Source organism: Cyclobacterium xiamenense (assembly GCF_900109255.1).
GTDB classification, from domain to species: Bacteria; Bacteroidota; Bacteroidia; order Cytophagales; family Cyclobacteriaceae; genus Cyclobacterium; species Cyclobacterium xiamenense.
On the sequence record NZ_FNZH01000003.1, the window covers coordinates 409,333 to 429,500 of the forward strand.

Below are 20,168 nucleotides of genomic sequence, written 5' to 3' on the forward strand. Positions count from 1 at the left end.
TTGGTTGGAAATAGAATGGCGTAGTGTTTGTATTATCTGGAATGAATGTGATGGATCGTGTAAGAATAGTGTTGGTGGCAGCCTTGTTAGCTGCCTTTGGGCCGCCTGTGGCGTCCAGGGCTCAGTCTCCCTTTACTGCCCCTGACTCCCTATTGGTAATCCAGAAAGGAATTGCCAGTTTCTACGCCGAAAGGTTTCACAACCGGATGACGGCAAACGGAGAGATCTACGATATGTGGCAGTTTACCGCCGCCCACAAGCACCTTCCCTTTGGTACCCTGGTAAAAGTGACGAATAAAAAGAACGGCTACCAGGCCATCGTTCGGATCAACGACCGGCTGCCCAAGTCCTCTACGCGCATCATTGACCTTTCTAAGGGTGTGGCAACGCATCTCGACATGGTAAACGACGGGATCGTGCCTGTGAGCCTGGAATTGCTCAGTCATCATGCCATTGATTGGGTGCGGCAGCAGTACCGGGAAGTGCCAAAAGATATTCGGTTGCGAAGCTATTTTTTCGATATTGCCTATAAGAAAGATTGGGATTCCGTTAAAAAACCAATCAGACAATTTCCTTAAGAGATTCCCCATGCGCCGGAATTCCGGACTAGAATCGTTTCTTTAACCAACCCTGGATCAATCCACACAGATTTGACCGTTGCATGGTCGTTACAGATTATTGTTTTACTTTTGCGGACGCCAATGCCTGCAAACTACCGTCTATATGAGCAAAGTAAGAGCCAAAAAGCACCTGGGACAACACTTCCTCTGCGATCTGCAGGTGGCGGAGCGAATAGCGTCTTCGCTTACCGGATTTGGGGATACCCGTAAGGTGTTGGAAATCGGTCCAGGTATGGGCGTTTTGACCGATTACTTGCTCGAAAAGCCCTGGGAATTGACCTTAATCGAGATTGACTCCGAATCCGTCAGCTACCTGCGGGAAAAATATGCTGGACGGGCGCTTACCATTTTGGAAGGGGACTTTTTGGCCAGCCAATACCGGAGCTTGTACGAGGCGCCCTATGCCATCATTGGAAATTTTCCCTACAATATTTCCAGTCAGATATTCTTTAAGGTGCTCGAAGAGCGACATCAGGTAATGGAAGTGGTGGGGATGCTACAAAAAGAGGTAGCCGAACGAATTACTTCTCCAAAGGGCAACAAGACGTATGGTATTTTGAGTGTTTTGCTCCAGGCATTTTATGTGGCAGAGTATTTGTTTACAGTACCTCCGGATGTTTTTGATCCGCCGCCCAAAGTAACCAGTGCTGTCATCCGCCTGAAACGGAATTCGGTACAGGAGCTTCCCTGTAACGAAAAGCTATTTTTCAGGTTGGTAAAACAGGCATTTCACACCCGAAGAAAAACCCTGCGCAATGCCCTGAAGCCCATGGGCCTCTCCGAGGAATTTAGATCCATGGAACTATTGGATTTACGGGCGGAACAGTTGGGTGTGGACGATTTTGTTTATTTAACGCAAAAACTGGAATCATCTTGGAAGCTATAAAGTCATTTGAACTCTCCAAGGAATACTTGGAGCTGCTTCGGGAAAGTATCGAAGAAGCGCATATTCCGTTTATCCAGGAATCCATGCAGGACGCCAAGAAGGCGGATATTGCCTCCCTGCTGGACGAATTGGACATGGAGGAGGCGCTCTTTGTACTACGGGCATTGGACCCGGATTTTTCGGCAGATATACTGATCGAACTGGACGAAGATTCCCAGTACAAGGTGATTACCGCCATGCCGGCCGAGGAGTTGGCCACCCTGATTGATCACATGGACTCGGACGATGCGGTGGACGTGTTGAATCAATTGGTGGTAAACGATCGGGAGGCTGTCATCAGCCACCTGGAGCAAAAGGAAAAATCGTTGTATATCATCGAACTTCTCCGCTACGATGAGGACAGTGCCGGTGGATTGATGGCCAAGGAAATCATCAAGGCCAACCTCAACTGGACCGTGGTACAGACCATCGAAGAAATCCGCAGACAGGCAGAGAATGTGGAAAAGATTTTTTCGATTTATGTTGTTGATAATAAAGAAAAGCTGTTGGGAAGAGTGGCTTTAAAAAAGCTGATTTTGGCGGGATCCGATACCAAAGTAGCCGATCTTTACGAAGACAACATCATCTCCGTTCCTACCTACATGGAAGGGGAAGAGGTGGCAGAGATCATGCGAAAATACGACCTGGAGGCCGTACCGGTAGTGAATGTAAAAAACAAGCTGGTGGGGAGGATTACGGTCGACGATATTCTGGACTTGATCCGGGAGCAGGCCGAGGAAGACATTCAGGCCATGACTGGTTTTTCCGACGACGTGGAAGAATCCGACTCGGTCTACCGACTATCCCGGGCCCGGCTCCCCTGGCTGTTTATCGGCATGGTGGGGGGGCTCATGGGGGCTGGGTTCATTGGTTTTTTTGAAGAAGGCTTAAGTGCAGTTACCGCATTGGCCTTTTTTATTCCGCTGATCACGGCCACTGGGGGAAACGTGGGGATTCAGTCGTCTACCCTGGTGGTGCAGAGCCTGGCAAACAAGTCTGTTTTTGAGGACAGTCTAACCAAACGTTTTTTCAAGGTACTTTTGGTGGCGGTGTTCAATGGTTTGGTTTTGGCAGGTTTTGTTTTGCTAACGGTAGTTTTTCTATACGGTCAAGAAACCAAATTTGGTCTGGTGGTGGCCATTGCGTTATTCAGCGTGGTCCTGCTTGCTTCGTTTATGGGTACGCTTACCCCGATCGTATTGGATAAGATGGGCATCAATCCGGCCATGGCGTCGGGCCCCTTTATTACCACCGCCAACGATCTGCTTGGCCTTGGCGTATATTTTGCGGTGGCCACTTTACTTTTGAACCTATAATTGACGCATGAGAATACTTATCATCGACCAAATGCACGAGAGTATCGTGCCTTTGCTGGAGGAGAAAGGGCATCGGGTGGATTACCGGCCGGAGATAGACCGGGAAGAAATCCTGGCCGTTATAGCTGGGTATGAAGGCCTGGTTATTCGGTCCAAAACCCCCATCGACGAGGAGTTGCTACGCGCAGCGCCCTTGCTCCAATTTGTGGCAAGGGCGGGCGCCGGCCTGGACAACATTGATCTGGCGTACCTGGAAGCAAATGGTATCGCCCTGCATCATGCGGCAGAAGGCAACCGGGATGCGGTGGCCGAACATGCCCTCGGGATGCTGCTGGCGTTGTTTAATCAGTACCAGCAATCCGATCAGCAGGTGCGACGGGGCATTTGGGATCGGGAAGGCAATCGGGGGGAAGAATTGTGCGGCAAGACCGTGGGCATTTTTGGATACGGCAATATGGGATCGGCTTTTGCCCAACGTCTTCGGGGTTTTGACGTGGAAATACTTGCCTATGATAAGTTTAAGACCGGTTTTGGTGATCCGTGGGTTACGGAATGCAGCTTTGACACCCTGCAGGAGAAGGCCGATGTACTAAGTATCCACGTGCCACTCACGCCCGATACCCGGTATTTTTTTAGCCCGGAAGTCGTGGCGGGATTCCGAAAGCCCTTTTACCTGATCAATACGGCCCGGGGAGAGGTAATCCGACTCGATACCCTGAACGAGGCCCTGGAGAACGGACAGTTAAAAGGAGCCGTGCTAGACGTCTTGGAAAAGGAAAAGCTCCACGCGTTGACGGCGGCCGAACGTCTCTCGTTTGACGCCCTCACGAAGCGAACCAATGTACTTTTTTCACCGCATGTAGCGGGCTGGACCCAGGAGTCTTACCGGAAAATCAATCAGGTTTTGGTGGCTAAGATCGCGGGTAAATGGAAGGGCTGAGCACCCAATAATTAGCCCCTTAAATTGTAAAATAAGAATTCTTATTTTATCTTTGTTAATACGAAATACAGGAAGCATATGGAAACGGTCTCAATGTTGAGACCGTTATTTTATTTATTATCAGGCTATTAATTAGTTGTTATGGGAAACATACAATATTACACGGAAGAAGGATTGAAGAAGCTCAAGGACGAGCTTCATCAGTTAAAGACGAAAGGCAGATCGGACATTGCCAGACAGATTGCCGAGGCCAGAGACAAGGGAGACTTAAGTGAGAATGCGGAATACGATGCCGCCAAAGATGCCCAGGGTCATTTGGAATTAAAAATTGCCAAGCTTGAGAATGTGCTGGGCAATGCACGGGTTTTGGACAATTCCAAATTGGATACTTCCAAAGTAGGAATTCTGTGTACCGTCAAAATCAAAAACGTGAAAAACGGCATGACCGTGACCTACACGTTGGTTTCGGAAGAGGAAGCCGATCTGAAAGCCAATAAAATCTCACTGGCCTCTCCTTTCGGAAAAGGCCTAATGGGCAAAAAGGTGGGGGAAGTCGCAGAGATACAGGCGCCCGCAGGAAAGCTCGAATTTGAGATTCTCGACATCAGTTATTAACTTTCATCCCGATTGCGTAGCATCGGGATTTTTTGTTTTTATCAACGATTTAATTGCCTGCAGTATGCCTTCCGTATTTTCGAAAATAATCAACCGGGAAATCCCCGGACACATCGTCGCCGAAGACGAGCAGCACATTGCCTTTCTGGACATCATGCCATTGGTAGCCGGCCACGTATTGGTCGTTCCGAAAAAAGAAGTGGATTATATTTACGATTTGGACGATTCCTTGTATACCAGTCTCCACCTCTTTGCAAAAAAAGTAGCCAAGGCCCAGGAACGTGTTATTTCCTGCACCCGTATCGGTGTCGCCGTCATTGGTCTGGAAGTTCCCCATGTGCACATTCACCTGGTACCATTAAATTCCATGGACGACATTAACTTCAGCCGCCCAAAGCTGAAACTTTCCACGGAAGAATTGGCAGAAATTGCCAAAAAGATCAAATCAGCAGTTGATAACGCTTGACGATAAGGGTATTTATTGCCCCCAGGCCGACCTATACATCGATCCCTGGAAACCCGTACGAAATGCGGTGATTACCCATGCCCATGCGGACCATGCCCGCTGGGGAATGGCCCGCTACCTGGCGCAGGACCAATCCCGGGAGGTACTCAAACACCGCCTGGGCAGCCAGATCGAACTGGATACCCTTCCTTACGGGAAAACCGTGTCTATCAACGGGGTCCGACTTTCCCTGCATCCGGCAGGCCACATCCCCGGATCGGCCCAGGTCCGGCTGGAGTACCGGGGAGAAGTTACCGTCATCAGCGGCGATTACAAAACCGAGGCGGACGGGTTGAGTACGGCATTCGAGCCGGTTCCCTGCCATACCTTTGTTTCAGAATGCACTTTCGGCTTACCGGTATACCGGTGGGAACCTCAGGAAACGATTTTCCGGGACCTAAACCGGTGGTGGGCGAATAACCGAAAGGAAAACCGATGTTCCGTGGTTTTCGCCTATTCGCTGGGAAAAGCCCAACGGGTACTCCGGAATCTGGACTCCAGTTTGGGTCCTGTATTTGTTCACGGGGCCATCTGGAATACCAACCAGGCACTAGCGGCAGATGGGATTGCCCTGCCACCTGCGGAGAAATTCACAGCGGAGGTGCCCAAGGCAGTCCGTGTGCAGGCCTTGATTTTAGCCCCGCCATCTGCGGCGGGTAGTCCCTGGATGAAGCAGTTTACTCCGTATCGTACGGCCATTTGCTCGGGCTGGATGAACATTCGCGGAGCGCGTAGGCGCCGGGCGGTGGATGCGGGTTTTGTGCTTTCCGACCATGCCGACTGGCCTGGATTGAATCAGGCCATCGAGGCAACCGGCGCGGAAAGGGTATTGATGACCCACGGGTTTAACGATGTGTTTGCGCGATACCTGCAGGAAAAAGGATTGGATGCCAGCGCCTTGCAAACGCTTTTTACAGGAGAATCGCCGGATGCCGAAGACACCTGAGTTTCTGGTTAGGCTCGGTAACTGGTGAAAATCCCGTATTTTGTTTCGGGATTTGGCAGGGGCTGATTACCTTTGCGCATGGCAGAACAGATTTTAATTCTAGATTTTGGTTCACAGTACACCCAGCTTATCGCCAGGCGCGTGAGGGAATTGGACGTGTATTGCGAGATTCACCCGTTCAACAACGTTCCTCCGCTAAGTTCCGATATCAAAGGCGTCATCCTGTCCGGTAGTCCCTGTTCTGTCCGCGATCAGGGTTCTCCGGATCTGGACTTGAGTATTTTTAGGGGGAAAATTCCCGTCTTAGGGGTGTGCTACGGGGCACAGCTAATGGCTCAAAAATATGGGGGAAACGTGACGCCTTCCGAAATACGCGAATACGGCCGGGCAAACCTCTCCCACCTGGACACCCATGCGGCACTTTTTAAAGAAATGACGCACGGATCCCAGGTTTGGATGTCGCACGGAGACACGATTAAAGAATTGCCGGAGGGTTTTGATATCATAGCCAGTACGCCTTCGGTGAGAATTGCAGCGTACAAGGTGCAGGGCGAAGAAACCTACGGTATCCAATTTCACCCGGAAGTGACGCACTCCACGGAAGGTAAAAACCTACTCAGAAACTTTGTGGTCCAGATATGCGGCTGCTCCCAGGATTGGACGTCAGACGTATTTATCGACATCACCGTAGCGGAATTGAAAAAGACCATCGGATCCGATCGTGTGGTGATGGGACTTTCGGGAGGTGTGGACTCCTCGGTAGCCGCTACCCTGATCCACCGGGCCATTGGTGAGCAACTCACCTGTGTATTTGTGGATAACGGCCTATTGCGAAAAAATGAATTTGAGGAAGTGTTGGACTCCTACAAGGACATGGGACTGAACGTCATTGGAGTCAATGCCCGGAAGCAATTTTACGAGGCACTTCGGGGCATCTCCGATCCCGAAGGAAAGCGCAAGGCCATAGGCCGAGCGTTTATCGAAATTTTTGATGAAGAAGCGCATAAAATCCAGGAAGTGAAATGGCTGGGACAAGGCACCATCTACCCGGATGTGATCGAGTCGGTGTCCGTAAATGGCCCCTCGGCTACCATCAAATCCCACCACAACGTGGGAGGGTTGCCCGATTTTATGAAACTGAAAGTGGTAGAACCCCTCAAAACACTATTTAAAGACGGTGTTCGGGAAGTAGGAAGGGCACTGGACATTCCCGAAACGATTATTGGCCGGCACCCCTTTCCCGGGCCGGGTCTTGGGATACGAATCCTGGGGGACGTCACCCCGGAAAAGGTACAAACGCTGCAGGAAGTAGACCATATTTTCATCCAGGGACTGAAAGATGCCGGTCTGTACGACCAGGTTTGGCAGGCTGGAGCAATCCTGCTGCCCATACAGTCGGTGGGTGTGATGGGTGACGAACGTACCTACGAACGCGTCATCGCCCTTCGGGCAGTATCTTCTATTGACGGCATGACTGCCGACTGGATTCATCTCCCGTACGATTTTCTTGGCAAAGTTTCCAACGACATCATCAATAAAGTCAAAGGCGTCAACCGGGTGGTCTACGATATCAGTTCCAAGCCACCTGCGACCATCGAATGGGAATAAGTTGCCCGAACGCAAACCTGATGAAGATATCAGGTTTTTTTATGAAAAATTGCCTCAAAAACCGTTAAATTCGTGCGTGTGTGATTCAAGTGGTTTTTTTGCAAAATCAGGTATGAAGTTTGACCCTCCTGTAACTAAACGATTCCCATCTATGAAATTATTCCTGTTCGTTGCCTGTCTCCTATTTCCGTTGGCTAGCCTGATTGCTCAGGAGGATACCACCAATTACCAGCGGGCCATACGCCTGATTGACCAGGGGACGCATGACGAAGCCATGGAGCTCCTCCGCCCGTATCTGGACGAAGAGCGGTACGGCAATCTTTCCGGATATGCGCGGTACCATTTTGCCCGGGCGGCCTATGAAAACCGGCAGTACGAATTGGCAAAAAACGTTCTGGCAGAATTGCTCGAGCGCAGCGCATGGGAGCGAGCCGATGAGGCCCGGTACCTGCTGGCGCTGACCCATTTTCAGCTATCGGCTCCTTCGGAAGCCTTGCGGCAGGTCGATGCCATTCGTGACGAATCCCTAAAAAGGGAAGCCCATGAGGCAAGTTACGAATTCCTGAAGGTCAGCTCCTCCAGTTTACTTAGCTTGCAATACGCCGCCTATCCAGAAAACCTGGGGCTGGTCATGGCGTTGAAGGAAAAGTTGGAATCCCAACGTTCCCTCTCCAGTAGTGAGCAAGAGATTTATCAGGAAATCAGAAACGCTGCCTATACCCAGATGGGGAATGGTGACAAAATAGCTCCGGATGAAGTGTTGGATGTGGCGGTGGTATTGCCGTTTAATTACGACGGAGGCTCCGGGGTGAACAGTCTCCAGAAAAATAATTTTGTCTTGCAACTGTATCAGGGGATTATGATGGCCTTCGAAGAGGCAAAGGCCAGGGGAGTGGCTGTAAATTTCCAGACCTTTGACACCGAACGAAGCGCCGAAAAAGTATCACAGATTCTTAGGGACCCTTTTTTACGAAAAGCTGATGTGATTCTAGGGCCCATTTATCCGGAAGAGACCGCGGAAGTTGCCGCGTTTGCCCAAATCTACGAGATTCCTCAAATCAATCCCTTGTCAAACATCGACGATAATATCCGGGATTTCAGGTATTCCTATCTGTTTCGCCCATCCGTGCAAGCACTCAGCCAAAAGGTAATCGATTATTGCCGCAGGTTTGAAGGCAACCGCGTCGCTTTGGCGTATTCGGGTGCCAGTAGGGACGAGCAACTTGCCGGAATGTTTACGGAAATGGCCAGAAGAAGTGGGCTGGAGATCGTCAATAGCCAAAAGCTGAGTACCCGGGAAACCCGGGAATTTTTTGAGACTCTGGGCCTGGGAAACGAAGAGGGGGCGTCGGTGGACGTAATCGTAATTTTTTCCGATGATCCAAATATCGCTTCTCCCACATTTGCCCTGGTGGAATCCCTGGAATCGGGCATCCCTGTGGTGGTCATGGAAAGTTGGTTGTATTTTAATTTTGCCAATTATGAAATGATGGAGTCCCAAAATTTTCATTTTGTCGGTAACAATACAGTGGATTTTACGGACGAAAAGCTGACCGAATTTCGGGAGCGATTTCTGGAAAAATTTAACGAATATCCGTCTTCCTTTGTATACATGGGGTATGATTTGACCGACATGGTCTGCCGGGTGATCAATGCTGCGTCCGGTTTTGACTTTCAGGAAAATCTCAACCGCAAGGGCTTTCAGGAGGGAAATTTGACATTTGGGTTTGATTTTTCAAATGTTAAGTACAATAATTACGTGCCCATTTTGAGGCTGGAAGAAGGAGTATTGACCATTGAAGAAGAATAAATGCCGATGATTACAGAAAACAGCAAACGCCTTTTCGAACAAGCAAAACAAACCATACCCGGAGGAGTAAATTCTCCCGTAAGGGCGTTTAAGGCGGTGGGGGGCAACCCGCTGTTTATCGCCAGAGCCGAGGGACCCTACATTTATGACGCGGATGGAAACCAATACATCGAATTAATCAATAGCTGGGGTCCCATGGTCCTGGGTCACAACCATCCCGAGGTCAAGGAGGCGGTGATCAAAGCCATGGAAGGAGGGACCTCTTTCGGTGCGCCCACCGCCCGGGAGGTGGAAATTGCCGAGTTGATCGCAAGCATGGTGCCCTCGGTGGAGAAGGTTCGCATGGTCAATAGCGGTACGGAAGCGACCATGTCTGCCATCCGCCTGGCACGGGGATACACCGGTAAAGAAAAATTTATCAAGTTCGAAGGCAACTACCACGGACATGGAGACAGTTTTCTGATTTCAGCCGGTTCAGGTGCCATTACCATGGGAAATCCGGATTCTCCCGGAGTGACCAAAGGAACTGCCCGGGACACCTTGTTAGCGCCCTACAACGACCTGGAAAAGGTAGAACTATTGGTAGAGGCCAACAAGGACGAAATTGCCGCCATGATCCTGGAGCCTGTGGCTGGAAATATGGGTTGCGTATTGCCGGAACCTGGATTTTTGGAAGGCTTGCGAAAAATATGCGACGAAGAGGGTATCGTGCTGATATTTGATGAGGTAATGACCGGCTTTCGGCTAGCTCCGGGAGGGGCACAGGAACTGCTGGGTGTCACCCCGGACATGACCACCCTGGGAAAAATCATTGGCGGGGGAATGCCGGTTGGCGCCTATGGAGGGCGCAAGGAGATCATGGATTTCGTTTCTCCACAAGGCCCGGTTTACCAGGCGGGCACCCTGTCCGGAAACCCCATTGCCATGGCCGCCGGATTGGCCATGCTGCAGCACCTCAAACACCATCCTGCCGTCTATACCCAGCTGAAAACAATCGGGGAAACCCTGGTGGAAGGGATTCACGCCAGCCTGGATCGACTGGGGCTTCCCTACACCACCAATGCCATCGGGAGCATGTATAGCCTGTTTTTTACCGACCGCCAGGTAAAGCACTTTGGCGATGCGCAGACTTGTGATACGGCGTTGTTTGGACGGTATTTTAACGCCATGTTGAAGCAGGGTGTATATCTGGCACCCTCTCAGTATGAAAGCTTGTTTTTATCCACCGCCCTGGAACAGGAGCACCTGGATAAAATTTTGGATGCCAATGAAAATGCGTTAAGGAGTCTGTAAGAAGAAAGGAATGCCTTTGGAAATGGCAACGATTTTTTTTTGCGGGGGTTTTCAGTGAAAGCCGGTTGGAATACTGGCCGAAAGCGGGGTTGGGAAAACGTAAAAAAATACCAACCGTTTTTTTACGGGCAGTGGCATTACTACTAGTGAATACATGTATTTCTAACCAAAAGAAGGGAAAATGGCTGAATTAATCGATGCATTTGACGCATACAATGATCTTGAAAATTACGCCTATTTTGCCGTGTGCTTTGATCAATTGCCCTCCAGTCTCTATTTTAATGCACGGCTTAAGATGGAACGGGCAACTATGGAAAAAGTGCTGGAAACAATCGACCTGGAGTCGCAGGAGATGCATGTGGTTTTTAAAGATTGGCATACCAGAGATACCAAAGAAGCCGACAAAAGCGAAGATTTTCCCTGCAAATACCTACTAAAAAGCGGGGTCAATAAATTGCTTATCTGGCTGGTATTGGAATCCGATAAATTGGAGGTCGATTTTCTGTACGACGTTTCGGACCTACAGCTGGAGCAGTGGATACTTGCAACAAATCATAAATTAAGAACGACGTTTGGCCTGGATCGGAGCCCAGACTTTAAGGTATTGTCAAGAAATGAGAATGGATTTTTCACGGAGGGAGTAAAAACAGACCACTTTGCGTGCGACATTCAAAAGATGTACAACGATGATTTCGTTGAAATTAACGCGCTTATCGAGGACGCATTGGAATCGGACAAAGCGGGATTAATTTTGCTGCACGGGGTCCCGGGAGCTGGTAAAACTTCCTACATAAAAAATCTGATTTGCAAGCATGTCAAAAAGACGTTTATCTTTATTCAAAATGAGTTTATCAACGAGTTGCTACACCCTAACTTTGTTTCTTTTCTTCTCAAAAACCAAAATGCGGTTTTAATTATTGAAGATGCCGAAAAAGTACTGACGAGCCGGGAACAGGTGAACGAAACCTCGGTGGTATCTACGATACTGCAATTAACAGACGGGCTGTTTAGTGACTATTTGAACTTTAAAATCATTTGTACCTTTAATACCAGCATCGATAAAATTGACAAAGCCCTGCTTAGAAAAGGCCGGATGATTGCCTACTATGAATTCCAGCCATTGGTTCCGGAGAAAGCCAATAAGCTGCTCAGCGAGATGAACTACGAATCTACCAACACGCCCATGACGCTGGCAGATATATTTAACTATCAGAAAAAGAGCTTTCAACAAGCGAAAAAAGGCAGCATTGGCTTTCGGAAGTGAGTCAAACTATTACGTGGATTCTTGACCGCATGGATAGATAACGGTTCAAGGTTGACATCCATCGATAATGACGCAGTCTTTTTGGGTATTGTGCAAAAATACCTGGGAGCGGACGAACGGCTAGCATTAGTTCTTTCCGATGGTACCCTGTGGGTGAAGGAGCACCTCGATCGAAAAGTTGACTTTATATTCGCCGATACCTGGCATGGTAAATACCTGCTTTTGGACGAAATACCAAGAATGGTAAAGCGATGCGGGCTTTACCTGGTGGGGATGACATGCTGTCGCAGGCAAACTGGCCCGAGGGACATCTGGCAAAGGCGCGCAATTTTGTGAGCGATGTGGAGCGATTTGCCTGTTACCTAACAGAACAGGGCGACAGGAAGAATCATAGCGGCGATGAAATAGGTTGAAAGATGAAATCCGCTGGCAAATACGACCACGGACATCGGATCCACTTGATTTGGATGGAACACGACCAACGAAACCAAATAACGAAAAATGATTTTTCGTCGCAGGATCGGGAAAAGCGGGAATCTGCCTCATCCGCTGCCTGCGCGGTCGGGGATATCGGGTGATGAACGATCGCCTCAAGCTTCGGAATCACCCTGGAGTAGGCATGTTTATCGCCGGCTGCACCGCTTCCTGCCAAATGTTTAATCCCAGGCGAAAGCAAGGCGCGTACCCAGCGTCTTTGCAGCAAAAAACCCTGTTTTATCCATTGCCCAGTAACGAGCGCAGGTGCTTTTAACAGTTGACGCCAATAGATTGGTGATGAATGAACTATATATTACTAAATTATCCCGGTAATCTATAAAAAGATCTTTTTTCCGTTTAGGTATTGGCATTATTCATCTACCAGGTGACGAAATTACTGGGTAATTTTTTAAAAACACAAGGGTAACAATTTTGAATTAGCTGTCAAAATTGTTACCCTTGTGTTGGCTTAGGCCAAATGTTCTGAACAGGTATAGAACTTTTTTTACTCGCTTGAAATCCACGATTTGTCTTTGTGCTGATAGAAATATCGCGGGAAAGGAGCAAAAACCAGATTTGTAATGATTATACCGAAGCATACAGAAGTTGTAGTTTGTTCGTACGGGGGAGTTGGAACAACCTTTTTAATGGAGTATTTAAGTAACTTCAAAAAGATAAATCGATTTTACGATGAAGACGGCGCCAAGCATTTTCCTATACCGCCGATTAGTGTAAATAAGAACCTGAAATTTGTTTATATTTTCGGAGACCCCGAGATGGCTACGATTTCGTTGTTTCGAAGAAATTTTCACCACAGGCAATCCACGAAACTTCTACGACTCACTACTAAAAATCTCAAACCAATACCGCTTGAGATGTCGCTGGAAGCCTATGTTTCCGAGGGCATTGATCGATTTTTATTTGAGGATCACTTTAACAATTGGTACAAACATTACCTGACGCATCCGACAATCTTTATACGGTACGAAAACCTATACGATGTCTTGCCTACGCTTTTTGATTTTCTGGATATCCCCAGAGAGCACCTTAAGGGTTTCCCTCCAAAACGAGAGAGATCCTCGGTTGGAACCGTTTCGGACGATTCAAAACGAAAAATAACACACATGTATGGGGAGTTTTCCCATGCACTAAAGGAGTTGCCAGATTGTGAAATCAAGGAACCGATCAGTGAAAAGCCGCTTTTCGTTACCTACCTGAAACCGATCTACGCAAAAGTTATGCTGATTTGGCTGTTATTTGTGTTCCAGTTAACTGCAAAAAAGCGACTACCTGGCATCTATGGATTTCTTCGGGACATCAAGACAAAGGTAACCGGCAGGTAACAAGCACGAAATGGCAATAGGGCTTCCGGTTTTTTATTCGGGATCGGTCCGTACTGCAATCCTACAGTCTGGCTGGACTGCCCCAACTTCCTTACCCTTTCGGAAAAATGGCACGAACATGCGCAAACCCAGAAAAGCAGACAGGTTGGGTAGTTGGCGAAATTTGTGTATTCTTGGAGTAGTGAGTTGGTGCGTATGGCATCCCTTTTAACGTCCGAGAGAAAATGTTTCCGGATTGGCAAAAAGCAGTAAGTTACAGAGAAAAATAGATTACTGAACGAAAAAAACCATGAGAAAAAAACGACTATTTTTCACCGGAGGATCGGGAAAAGCTGGAAAACACGTCATTCCCTACCTGCTTGATCAGGGATATCGGGTGATGAACGTGGACCTGAAGCCGTTGGATCACCCCGGCGTAGACAACCTTATCGCCGACATCACCGATTCCGGCCAAATGTTTAATGCCATGAGCTCCTATGCGGGCCTGGACGAATTGGAACCGGGCGGCGGTGTTCCTCCATTTGATGCGGTGGTCCATTTTGCGGCGGTGCCTCGTATTCTAATCAACCCGGATAATGAAACCTTTCGGGTCAATACGCTGGGGACCTATAACGTGATCGAAGCGGCGGTGAAGCTGGGTATCAAGAAGATAATCATCGCCTCCTCAGAGACTACCTATGGTGTTTGTTTTTCCGATGGACCCACCGACCCCCACTCCCTACCCCTGGAGGAAGACTACGACGTGGATCCCATGGATAGTTACGGGCTATCCAAAGTGGTGAACGAGAAAACGGCCCGCGCCTTCCAGCGGAGGTCGGGTGTGGATATCTACGCCCTCCGAATAGGAAATGTGATCGAGCCCCACGAATACCGGGAGCTGTTTCCGTACTATTTCAAGCATCCCGAAGTACGACGTCGAAACGCCTTTTGCTACACAGACGCACGTGACCTGGGACAGATTGTGGATTTGTGCGTGCAAAAAGATGGACTGGGGTATCAGGTATTCAATGCCGGGAACGACCATAATGGGGCAATTATACCCAGCAAGGAATTGGCTGAACGGTTTTTTCCGGGGGTGCCGGTTACGCGGGAATTGCCGGAACATGAAGCCTTGTTTTCCAATCGAAAAATTCGCGAAGTTTTGGGGTTCGAAGAACAACACAATTGGCGGAAATACGTGAAAGAAGAATAGCTGGGTCGCGGACAGCCTGGTGACTGTCACCAATGGTGAGGAGGATAAAACACAGGTTGCAGTCAACGAATCATTTATTTCTCACACTATTTTTACAACCTATAACTACCATTCACGATGAAAAAAACGAGAACCGCCATTTTTGGCTTGGCTCTTATCTTTGGTTTGGGCTCCTGTGGAGTCAATCAGGCCTGGATACTCAACCAGAATCAAAACAACACCCAGGTAAATCTTGGAAGCAATAACTTTCAGGTACTGGGTCAGGTAAAGGGAGCTGCCGAGGTAGACTACGTACTCATTTTCGGGGGAAAGAATCGAAGGAATTTGTTTAACGAAGCATACTCCGCCATGATTGAAGAGGCCGATCTGAACCGCGGATCGCGAACCCTCACCAATATTCTAACCGAAGAGCAAATAGGTGGAGTGCCTCCATTTTACTACAAACGAACCATCACGGTAAGTGCGACGGTGGTAGAGTTTACCAAGTAACGGTTATTGGCTGCGGTGAGATTTGCACCGAATTAACGAATGAGCACAGGAGATACAAACGCCTCCTGTGCTTTTTTTACGCCTGCTTTTCTCACGTTTTCGATAAATTCTTTAACTTGGCTAGCAGTCGCACAGGTACTAACGTGTTCGGGTTTTGGTACCGGTGCTCTTCCCGGTAAATAAACAGCCCAAAACAGAACAGCTTTTGCCAGATATGCATTTAGTCTTAAGGAATATGGAATCAACGAAAGATACATACGAAAGCTTCATGGATATCTGGATTCCCTTGCTTCAGGAACTGGTTTGGCCCATTACCGTATTGCTTATCTTGTTCTTTTTGAGAAAATACATCCCCCAATTGGTGGAGCGGACCACCAAAATCGGTGCAATGGGCATCGAATTGGAATTTGAAACGGCAAAAGAATTTTCCTCCCCTTGGAGCAATGAATACGTAGGGGACATTCGGATCGGTGTAAAGTCCAATGACTTTTCCAGCGGTGTCATGGACCTGATGGACCAGTTCAGTAAAGAAGGCAGCTACGATTATGCAAGCATTGACCTCTACGGAGGAAAGGCCTGGCTTACATCGCGATTGTACATTTTCTCTACAATTTTGTCAAAGGCAAGAGGGATTCACTACTGGGTGTTTGTCGACTCCCATGATTCCCTACACAAAAAATTTATCGGTTACGTGGATTCCAGCAGCTTGCGTATGCAGCTGTCGGATCGTTTTCCGGAGCTGTGCAGGGCCTATTCGGAGGCCTTGTTGGCAGTTTGTCCAGAAGGGGATACCTGTTTGAAGCAGGCCGATTCCTGGAAGATCACCCAACTGGTCCAGCATTTTTTAAAAGGTATTCAGAAAGAATATCCCCAACAAGCAGGGCCTGGGGCGGACCCGCATGCAGCCCAGGAAATAGAAAAAGGATGGGCGCTCCTGAAAGACCAGACGACGCTGGAAAAGGCCCGATTTCTGGATATCAACGAACTGAGAGAGATCTGCGGAGAGTGGATACGGACGGATGTCCTTCGAAGTGTGGAAACTGCCTCAATGGAATACCTGGCAGAAAAAATACTCCTTAGTAACGAGCAACTCATTCCACAGGTTGACTCAGAAAATTGGTTTTTGGACATGGTGGATGTCGTCCAGGCGAAAAAGGCATTGATAAAAAAAGGGAGGGATGCGGCGAAATAGTTTGGCCAACCCTGCGGAATAGGTGATTCAAAGCCCTCGCAACAGGTATCGGGGAATTTAATGTCTCAGGCCCAGTAGGAACCTCTCGTAGCAGGCGTAAAAAAAATTTGACTTATATGGGGGATGCTCTTGGGTAGGTTCTTGAAGGGTAGCAACGGATCCGAGCGGTTTTGTGGGAATAGGTTTATTTGTGAACGATAAGCCATTGTTTGTTTATAGAACGTACGTTCCAAATATAGATTAATGCAAGTATGAGCGAGATGATACAAACCGATGAGAACGAACCTATTTGCTATCCTGCCGCTATTACTACTGAGTAACTGCTCGGAGAACGAACCGACGGTTGACCTGGAAAAGGGCAGAAAGTTTGACATGGGCTTTACTACCTGGAGTTTTGGCCCCCGGTTGCAAGATGTAAACGATACGTATTCGTTTATCGCAGCCAATGCGGATATCTACGCGGAACACCTGGATACCGCGATCCCTTGGAATGCCTGGATAAATGAGCAGCCGTTACCGGTAGCATTTATAAACGAAATCTCCGGACGGGTAAATCGAAAAATCTCCGGAATGCAACTATTGCTTTCCGTCAGCGTATTAGACGCAAACAGATCGGAACTTGCTGCTGATTTTAGCGGCGCAACGCCCGCCTACGCCCGCCTGGATGATTCCGCGATAAAAGAGGGGTATTTCAAACATATCCGCTATTTGGTTCGCGAGTTTAAACCAGATTATTTGGTCATTGGTATTGAAGTCAACGAATTGAAACTGAGATCTCCGGAAAAATGGAATGCCTATAGAAACCTAATCACGGATGTTAAATCCAGGATTAGGCAGTTGTACCCTGCATTGAAAATATCCGAATCCATATCCCTGCATAATCTTTACGAGGCGGACGTTTCTGATCCGCAAAGCCATGTTGAGGACATCATGAACCACATAAATCAGAATGACTTTGTGGCTGTTAGTTTTTACCCATTTTTGAAAAATTTGCGTACAAATACCGACTTTCAGCGGGCACTGGAGTTTTTACACAAGCAGGCAATCGCCCCAATTGCATTGGTGGAAACGGCACATATTGCGCAAAACCTGCTGATTCCAAACCTCAACGTCTCTATCGAGGGAACCGAAAACGAGCAACGCGCCTACCTGGAAACAGTCCTTGAAAATGCCGACTCCCAGGGCTACGAATTTATCATCTGGTGGGCGCATCGGGATTTCGATGCGCTATGGGAAACCTTTCCCGATGAAGTAAGGGATATCGGACAGCTATGGAGGGATACGGGTCTGCTCGATGAAAATGGAGAGGAACGACCTGCTTTTTCTGTATGGCAATCCTATTTCAAAAAATAGTGCCAGGAATTGGGGGCGAAATTTGGCCTTCCGTTTTTGGCGCATTAGGAGCCGTACGCAAGGGCAGGTTGCCGGACCAATTGTTTAATGGGAACTACAAAAAAAATCACAAGAGCCGAAGCCCTTGTGATGGGATGAATGTGTTGACCGACGACCGGTCAGGCAGAGGCACCGCCAAGGATGGCGTCCAATTGCATTTCTTTGAGCACCTGGTCCTGAAGGGGCTGGGTCAATTCATTGATTTTATCCACCCCCCAGGTGATTCCTACCACGGTACGGGTAGGGCGTTTGCCAAAAGGCATTTCTGCCAGTTTTAAATAGGCATCCACCACCCATTGTGGATCTGGCGCACCTTCGCTTTGTAATAGTTGAGCAAAATTTTCACCCATTGCTGAAGGAACGCCGGCCAGTTCTCCATAGGTTTCCAACACGCCTTCGTGGTCCGGAGCCTGACCTGAACCCAATAATCCTGTTCCAAAGGGGCCGGGTTCGACCAGCACCACATCGATCCCATAGGGCGAAACCTCGTACCGCAGGGCTTGGGAATACCCTTCCAGGGCGTGTTTGGTAGCGGTGTATGTTCCGAAAAACGGTGGCGATATGCGCCCTACCAGCGAAGACGTGTTGATGATTAAGCCCGAACCGGCCTTTCGCATCGTGGGAAGTACTGCTTGCATGGTTCTGATCGCACCGAAATAATTGGTCTCCATTTGGAAACGAGCCTGAGCCACACTAAATGCCTCGGTAATGCCGAGATACATGATGCCGGCATTGTTGAGCAAGAGATCGATCGTGTCTGTTGCCGAGAGGATGTTTTCCATGGCCAGCTGTACGGACATTTCCTCCGCCACGTCCATACCTACCACATGGATGCGAGAGGAATGGGCTAAGAGTTCGGATTTTTTTGCCGCGTTTTTCCCGTCTGGGTTTCGCATGGTGGCAAATACCTGGTAGCCCTTATCGGCAAAATCCTTTGCGGCCTGTAAGCCAAAGCCGTTACTGCTACCGGTGATGATGATTGTCTTCATTTGGATGGTTTTTATTGGTTAAAATGTGATTAGGTACATGCCGGATAATTGAGAACGGTTACGGTTCCGAAAACCAAGTGCAAGGCCTGGCGGGCGGTAAGCTCCAGACCCATGCCATAAATTGCCCCTACGGCAACCGCCCCAAAGCCCCTGGCCCCCCGGACTTGCTTGTCTTTGGTTCATGCGGCCTTTGCTGCTTGGGCTTTTACGCCCCAAAAAGGCGATACCCGGTTCGTAATCCATCGGGCCTTCCTCGGGAACAGCACGTCAAGTCCGTGGAGCCTGAGGGGAAGAATGGACAAGATCCGCCCTACCGTTGAAACCTGCAGATCGGTTATTGTCTTACGCTGTTCTACTGGTCAAATCCGAACATTCCATTGTCGTTCGCCAGTCCTTCGGTAGGAATGGGCTGAATCACGTCCCAATGTTCCACGGCTTTTCCGTTTTCAAAGCGTAGCAAATCGTAAAAGACGTTGGTGGTTCCGTTCCATAGCCCCTCGCTTACGGTTAGTACAAAATTACCTTCACCCAATACCTTATGTATTTTTGTGTATTGGAACATGTTGTTTTGGGAAGTAAGATAGGCGACGGCTTCCAGGATACCGTCCAATCCATCGGTTATACCGGGATTGTGTTGGTCGTATTGCTCCGCACTGATGTAATCGGTGATTTTGTTTGGGTTTTTACCCATTAGAATATCTTCGACCATGGCTTTGGCGATGGCTTTGTTTTCCTCCGTCTTGGCCAAATCTTCCGCGGTCGTTGGACCGTCAGTCTGCGTCCTTCCGCTTGCCGTTTGTTTTTCCAATGTGGTCATGGCATCCCAATGTTCGGCTACTTTTCCGTTTTCGTCCAGGCGAATAATATCAAACGACACCATCTCGTCTGCCCCAAAAGGCGCTGCATTCCGCCATATATTGTGCATAAACACGTAGTTGCCATCCTGAAACATCCGAATGTTCTCAGCAGTCGTTCCGTTTTCCTGCAAGACAGGAAGCATTTGGATAAAAGGCGCTAACCCGGTTGGGATAAATGGGTTGTGCTGGATGTAATCCGCGTTGGCCAATTCATGCATGGTTGTGGTGTCACCCGTTAAAACAGCACCTAAGAAAGTGCCTACAATCTCTTTGTTAGTCATGGTTGCAGTCGTTTGTAAACTATCCTCGCCTATTACTTTCGATTGATTGCTGCCGCAGGAAGCGAGAATACCTGACAGCATCAGTACGCCGATTGATTTTTTCATTGATTTTGT

At 48.5% G+C, this 20,168-nt stretch carries 20 protein-coding genes; 18 read left to right on the forward strand and 2 right to left on the reverse strand.

What is annotated here, in order from left to right:
- Positions 1 to 50 precede the first annotated feature (50 nt).
- The 18 genes from BMW71_RS11285 to BMW71_RS11370 all read left to right on the forward strand — a co-directional run bounded on the left by BMW71_RS11285 (position 51) and on the right by BMW71_RS11370 (position 17,888).
- The gene (locus tag BMW71_RS11285; protein WP_092174828.1) at positions 51 to 578 is read left to right on the forward strand and encodes a septal ring lytic transglycosylase RlpA family protein; all 528 of its coding nucleotides are present in this window, start codon (positions 51 to 53) and stop codon (positions 576 to 578) included.
- 145 nt (positions 579 to 723) lie between these two features.
- Positions 724 to 1,506 carry a 16S rRNA (adenine(1518)-N(6)/adenine(1519)-N(6))-dimethyltransferase RsmA gene (gene rsmA, locus BMW71_RS11290; protein WP_092173749.1) on the forward strand — a complete coding sequence of 261 codons (783 nt, stop codon included), beginning with the start codon at positions 724 to 726 and terminating at the stop codon, positions 1,504 to 1,506.
- Positions 1,494 to 2,861: a magnesium transporter gene (mgtE, locus tag BMW71_RS11295; protein WP_092173752.1), complete on the forward strand. Its 1,368-nt coding sequence runs from the start codon at positions 1,494 to 1,496 to the stop codon at positions 2,859 to 2,861. The genes rsmA and mgtE overlap by 13 nt, the downstream gene beginning before the upstream one ends.
- 7 nt (positions 2,862 to 2,868) lie before the next feature.
- Positions 2,869 to 3,801, forward strand: coding sequence for an NAD(P)-dependent oxidoreductase (locus tag BMW71_RS11300; RefSeq protein ID WP_092173754.1), 933 nt, complete (start codon positions 2,869 to 2,871; stop codon positions 3,799 to 3,801).
- Between the two features lie 141 nt (positions 3,802 to 3,942).
- A complete protein-coding gene (greA, locus tag BMW71_RS11305; RefSeq protein ID WP_092173757.1) occupies positions 3,943 to 4,416 on the forward strand; it encodes a transcription elongation factor GreA in 474 nt (157 codons plus the stop codon).
- A gap of 64 nt (positions 4,417 to 4,480) precedes the next feature.
- Complete coding sequence (locus tag BMW71_RS11310) at positions 4,481 to 4,882, forward strand: HIT family protein (protein WP_092173760.1); 402 nt, start codon at positions 4,481 to 4,483, stop codon at positions 4,880 to 4,882.
- Positions 4,869 to 5,867 carry a ligase-associated DNA damage response exonuclease gene (locus BMW71_RS11315; RefSeq protein ID WP_244891153.1) on the forward strand — a complete coding sequence of 333 codons (999 nt, stop codon included), beginning with the start codon at positions 4,869 to 4,871 and terminating at the stop codon, positions 5,865 to 5,867. Before BMW71_RS11310 ends, BMW71_RS11315 begins: the two co-directional genes overlap by 14 nt.
- A gap of 78 nt (positions 5,868 to 5,945) precedes the next feature.
- Positions 5,946 to 7,475: a glutamine-hydrolyzing GMP synthase gene (gene guaA, locus BMW71_RS11320; protein ID WP_092173765.1), complete on the forward strand. Its 1,530-nt coding sequence runs from the start codon at positions 5,946 to 5,948 to the stop codon at positions 7,473 to 7,475.
- Positions 7,476 to 7,626: 151 nt separating this feature from the next.
- Positions 7,627 to 9,285 (forward strand): ABC transporter substrate-binding protein, encoded by a 1,659-nt coding sequence (locus tag BMW71_RS11325; protein WP_177179619.1) that lies wholly within the window; start codon positions 7,627 to 7,629, stop codon positions 9,283 to 9,285.
- A gap of 6 nt (positions 9,286 to 9,291) precedes the next feature.
- Positions 9,292 to 10,578 (forward strand): glutamate-1-semialdehyde 2,1-aminomutase, encoded by a 1,287-nt coding sequence (hemL, locus tag BMW71_RS11330; RefSeq protein ID WP_092174830.1) that lies wholly within the window; start codon positions 9,292 to 9,294, stop codon positions 10,576 to 10,578.
- A 181-nt stretch (positions 10,579 to 10,759) separates the two neighbouring features.
- On the forward strand, positions 10,760 to 11,842 hold the full coding sequence (locus BMW71_RS11335; RefSeq protein ID WP_092173771.1) for an AAA family ATPase: 1,083 nt from the start codon (positions 10,760 to 10,762) through the stop codon (positions 11,840 to 11,842).
- Positions 11,843 to 12,093: 251 nt separating this feature from the next.
- A complete protein-coding gene (locus tag BMW71_RS23700) occupies positions 12,094 to 12,255 on the forward strand; it encodes a hypothetical protein (RefSeq protein ID WP_177179620.1) in 162 nt (53 codons plus the stop codon).
- Positions 12,256 to 12,258: 3 nt separating this feature from the next.
- Complete coding sequence (locus BMW71_RS23705; protein WP_177179621.1) at positions 12,259 to 12,420, forward strand: hypothetical protein; 162 nt, start codon at positions 12,259 to 12,261, stop codon at positions 12,418 to 12,420.
- Between the two features lie 546 nt (positions 12,421 to 12,966).
- A complete protein-coding gene (locus BMW71_RS11350; RefSeq protein WP_092173779.1) occupies positions 12,967 to 13,662 on the forward strand; it encodes a hypothetical protein in 696 nt (231 codons plus the stop codon).
- A gap of 289 nt (positions 13,663 to 13,951) precedes the next feature.
- On the forward strand, positions 13,952 to 14,854 hold the full coding sequence (locus tag BMW71_RS11355) for an NAD-dependent epimerase/dehydratase family protein (protein WP_092173781.1): 903 nt from the start codon (positions 13,952 to 13,954) through the stop codon (positions 14,852 to 14,854).
- A gap of 117 nt (positions 14,855 to 14,971) precedes the next feature.
- Positions 14,972 to 15,343, forward strand: coding sequence for a DUF6567 family protein (locus BMW71_RS11360; RefSeq protein WP_092173784.1), 372 nt, complete (start codon positions 14,972 to 14,974; stop codon positions 15,341 to 15,343).
- 268 nt (positions 15,344 to 15,611) lie between these two features.
- Entirely contained in the window at positions 15,612 to 16,535 is a 924-nt protein-coding gene (locus BMW71_RS11365) for a hypothetical protein (RefSeq protein ID WP_143057608.1), read from the forward strand.
- 273 nt (positions 16,536 to 16,808) lie between these two features.
- The gene (locus BMW71_RS11370) at positions 16,809 to 17,888 is read left to right on the forward strand and encodes a glycosyl hydrolase 53 family protein (RefSeq protein WP_218145581.1); all 1,080 of its coding nucleotides are present in this window, start codon (positions 16,809 to 16,811) and stop codon (positions 17,886 to 17,888) included.
- Between the two features lie 158 nt (positions 17,889 to 18,046).
- Here the strand turns inward: BMW71_RS11370 and BMW71_RS11375 are convergent, their stop codons facing one another.
- Positions 18,047 to 18,916, reverse strand: coding sequence for an SDR family oxidoreductase (locus BMW71_RS11375; RefSeq protein WP_092173789.1), 870 nt, complete (start codon positions 18,914 to 18,916; stop codon positions 18,047 to 18,049).
- Positions 18,917 to 19,268: 352 nt separating this feature from the next.
- The gene (locus BMW71_RS11380; RefSeq protein ID WP_092173792.1) at positions 19,269 to 20,159 is read right to left on the reverse strand and encodes a nuclear transport factor 2 family protein; all 891 of its coding nucleotides are present in this window, start codon (positions 20,157 to 20,159) and stop codon (positions 19,269 to 19,271) included.
- Positions 20,160 to 20,168: the final 9 nt, after the last annotated feature.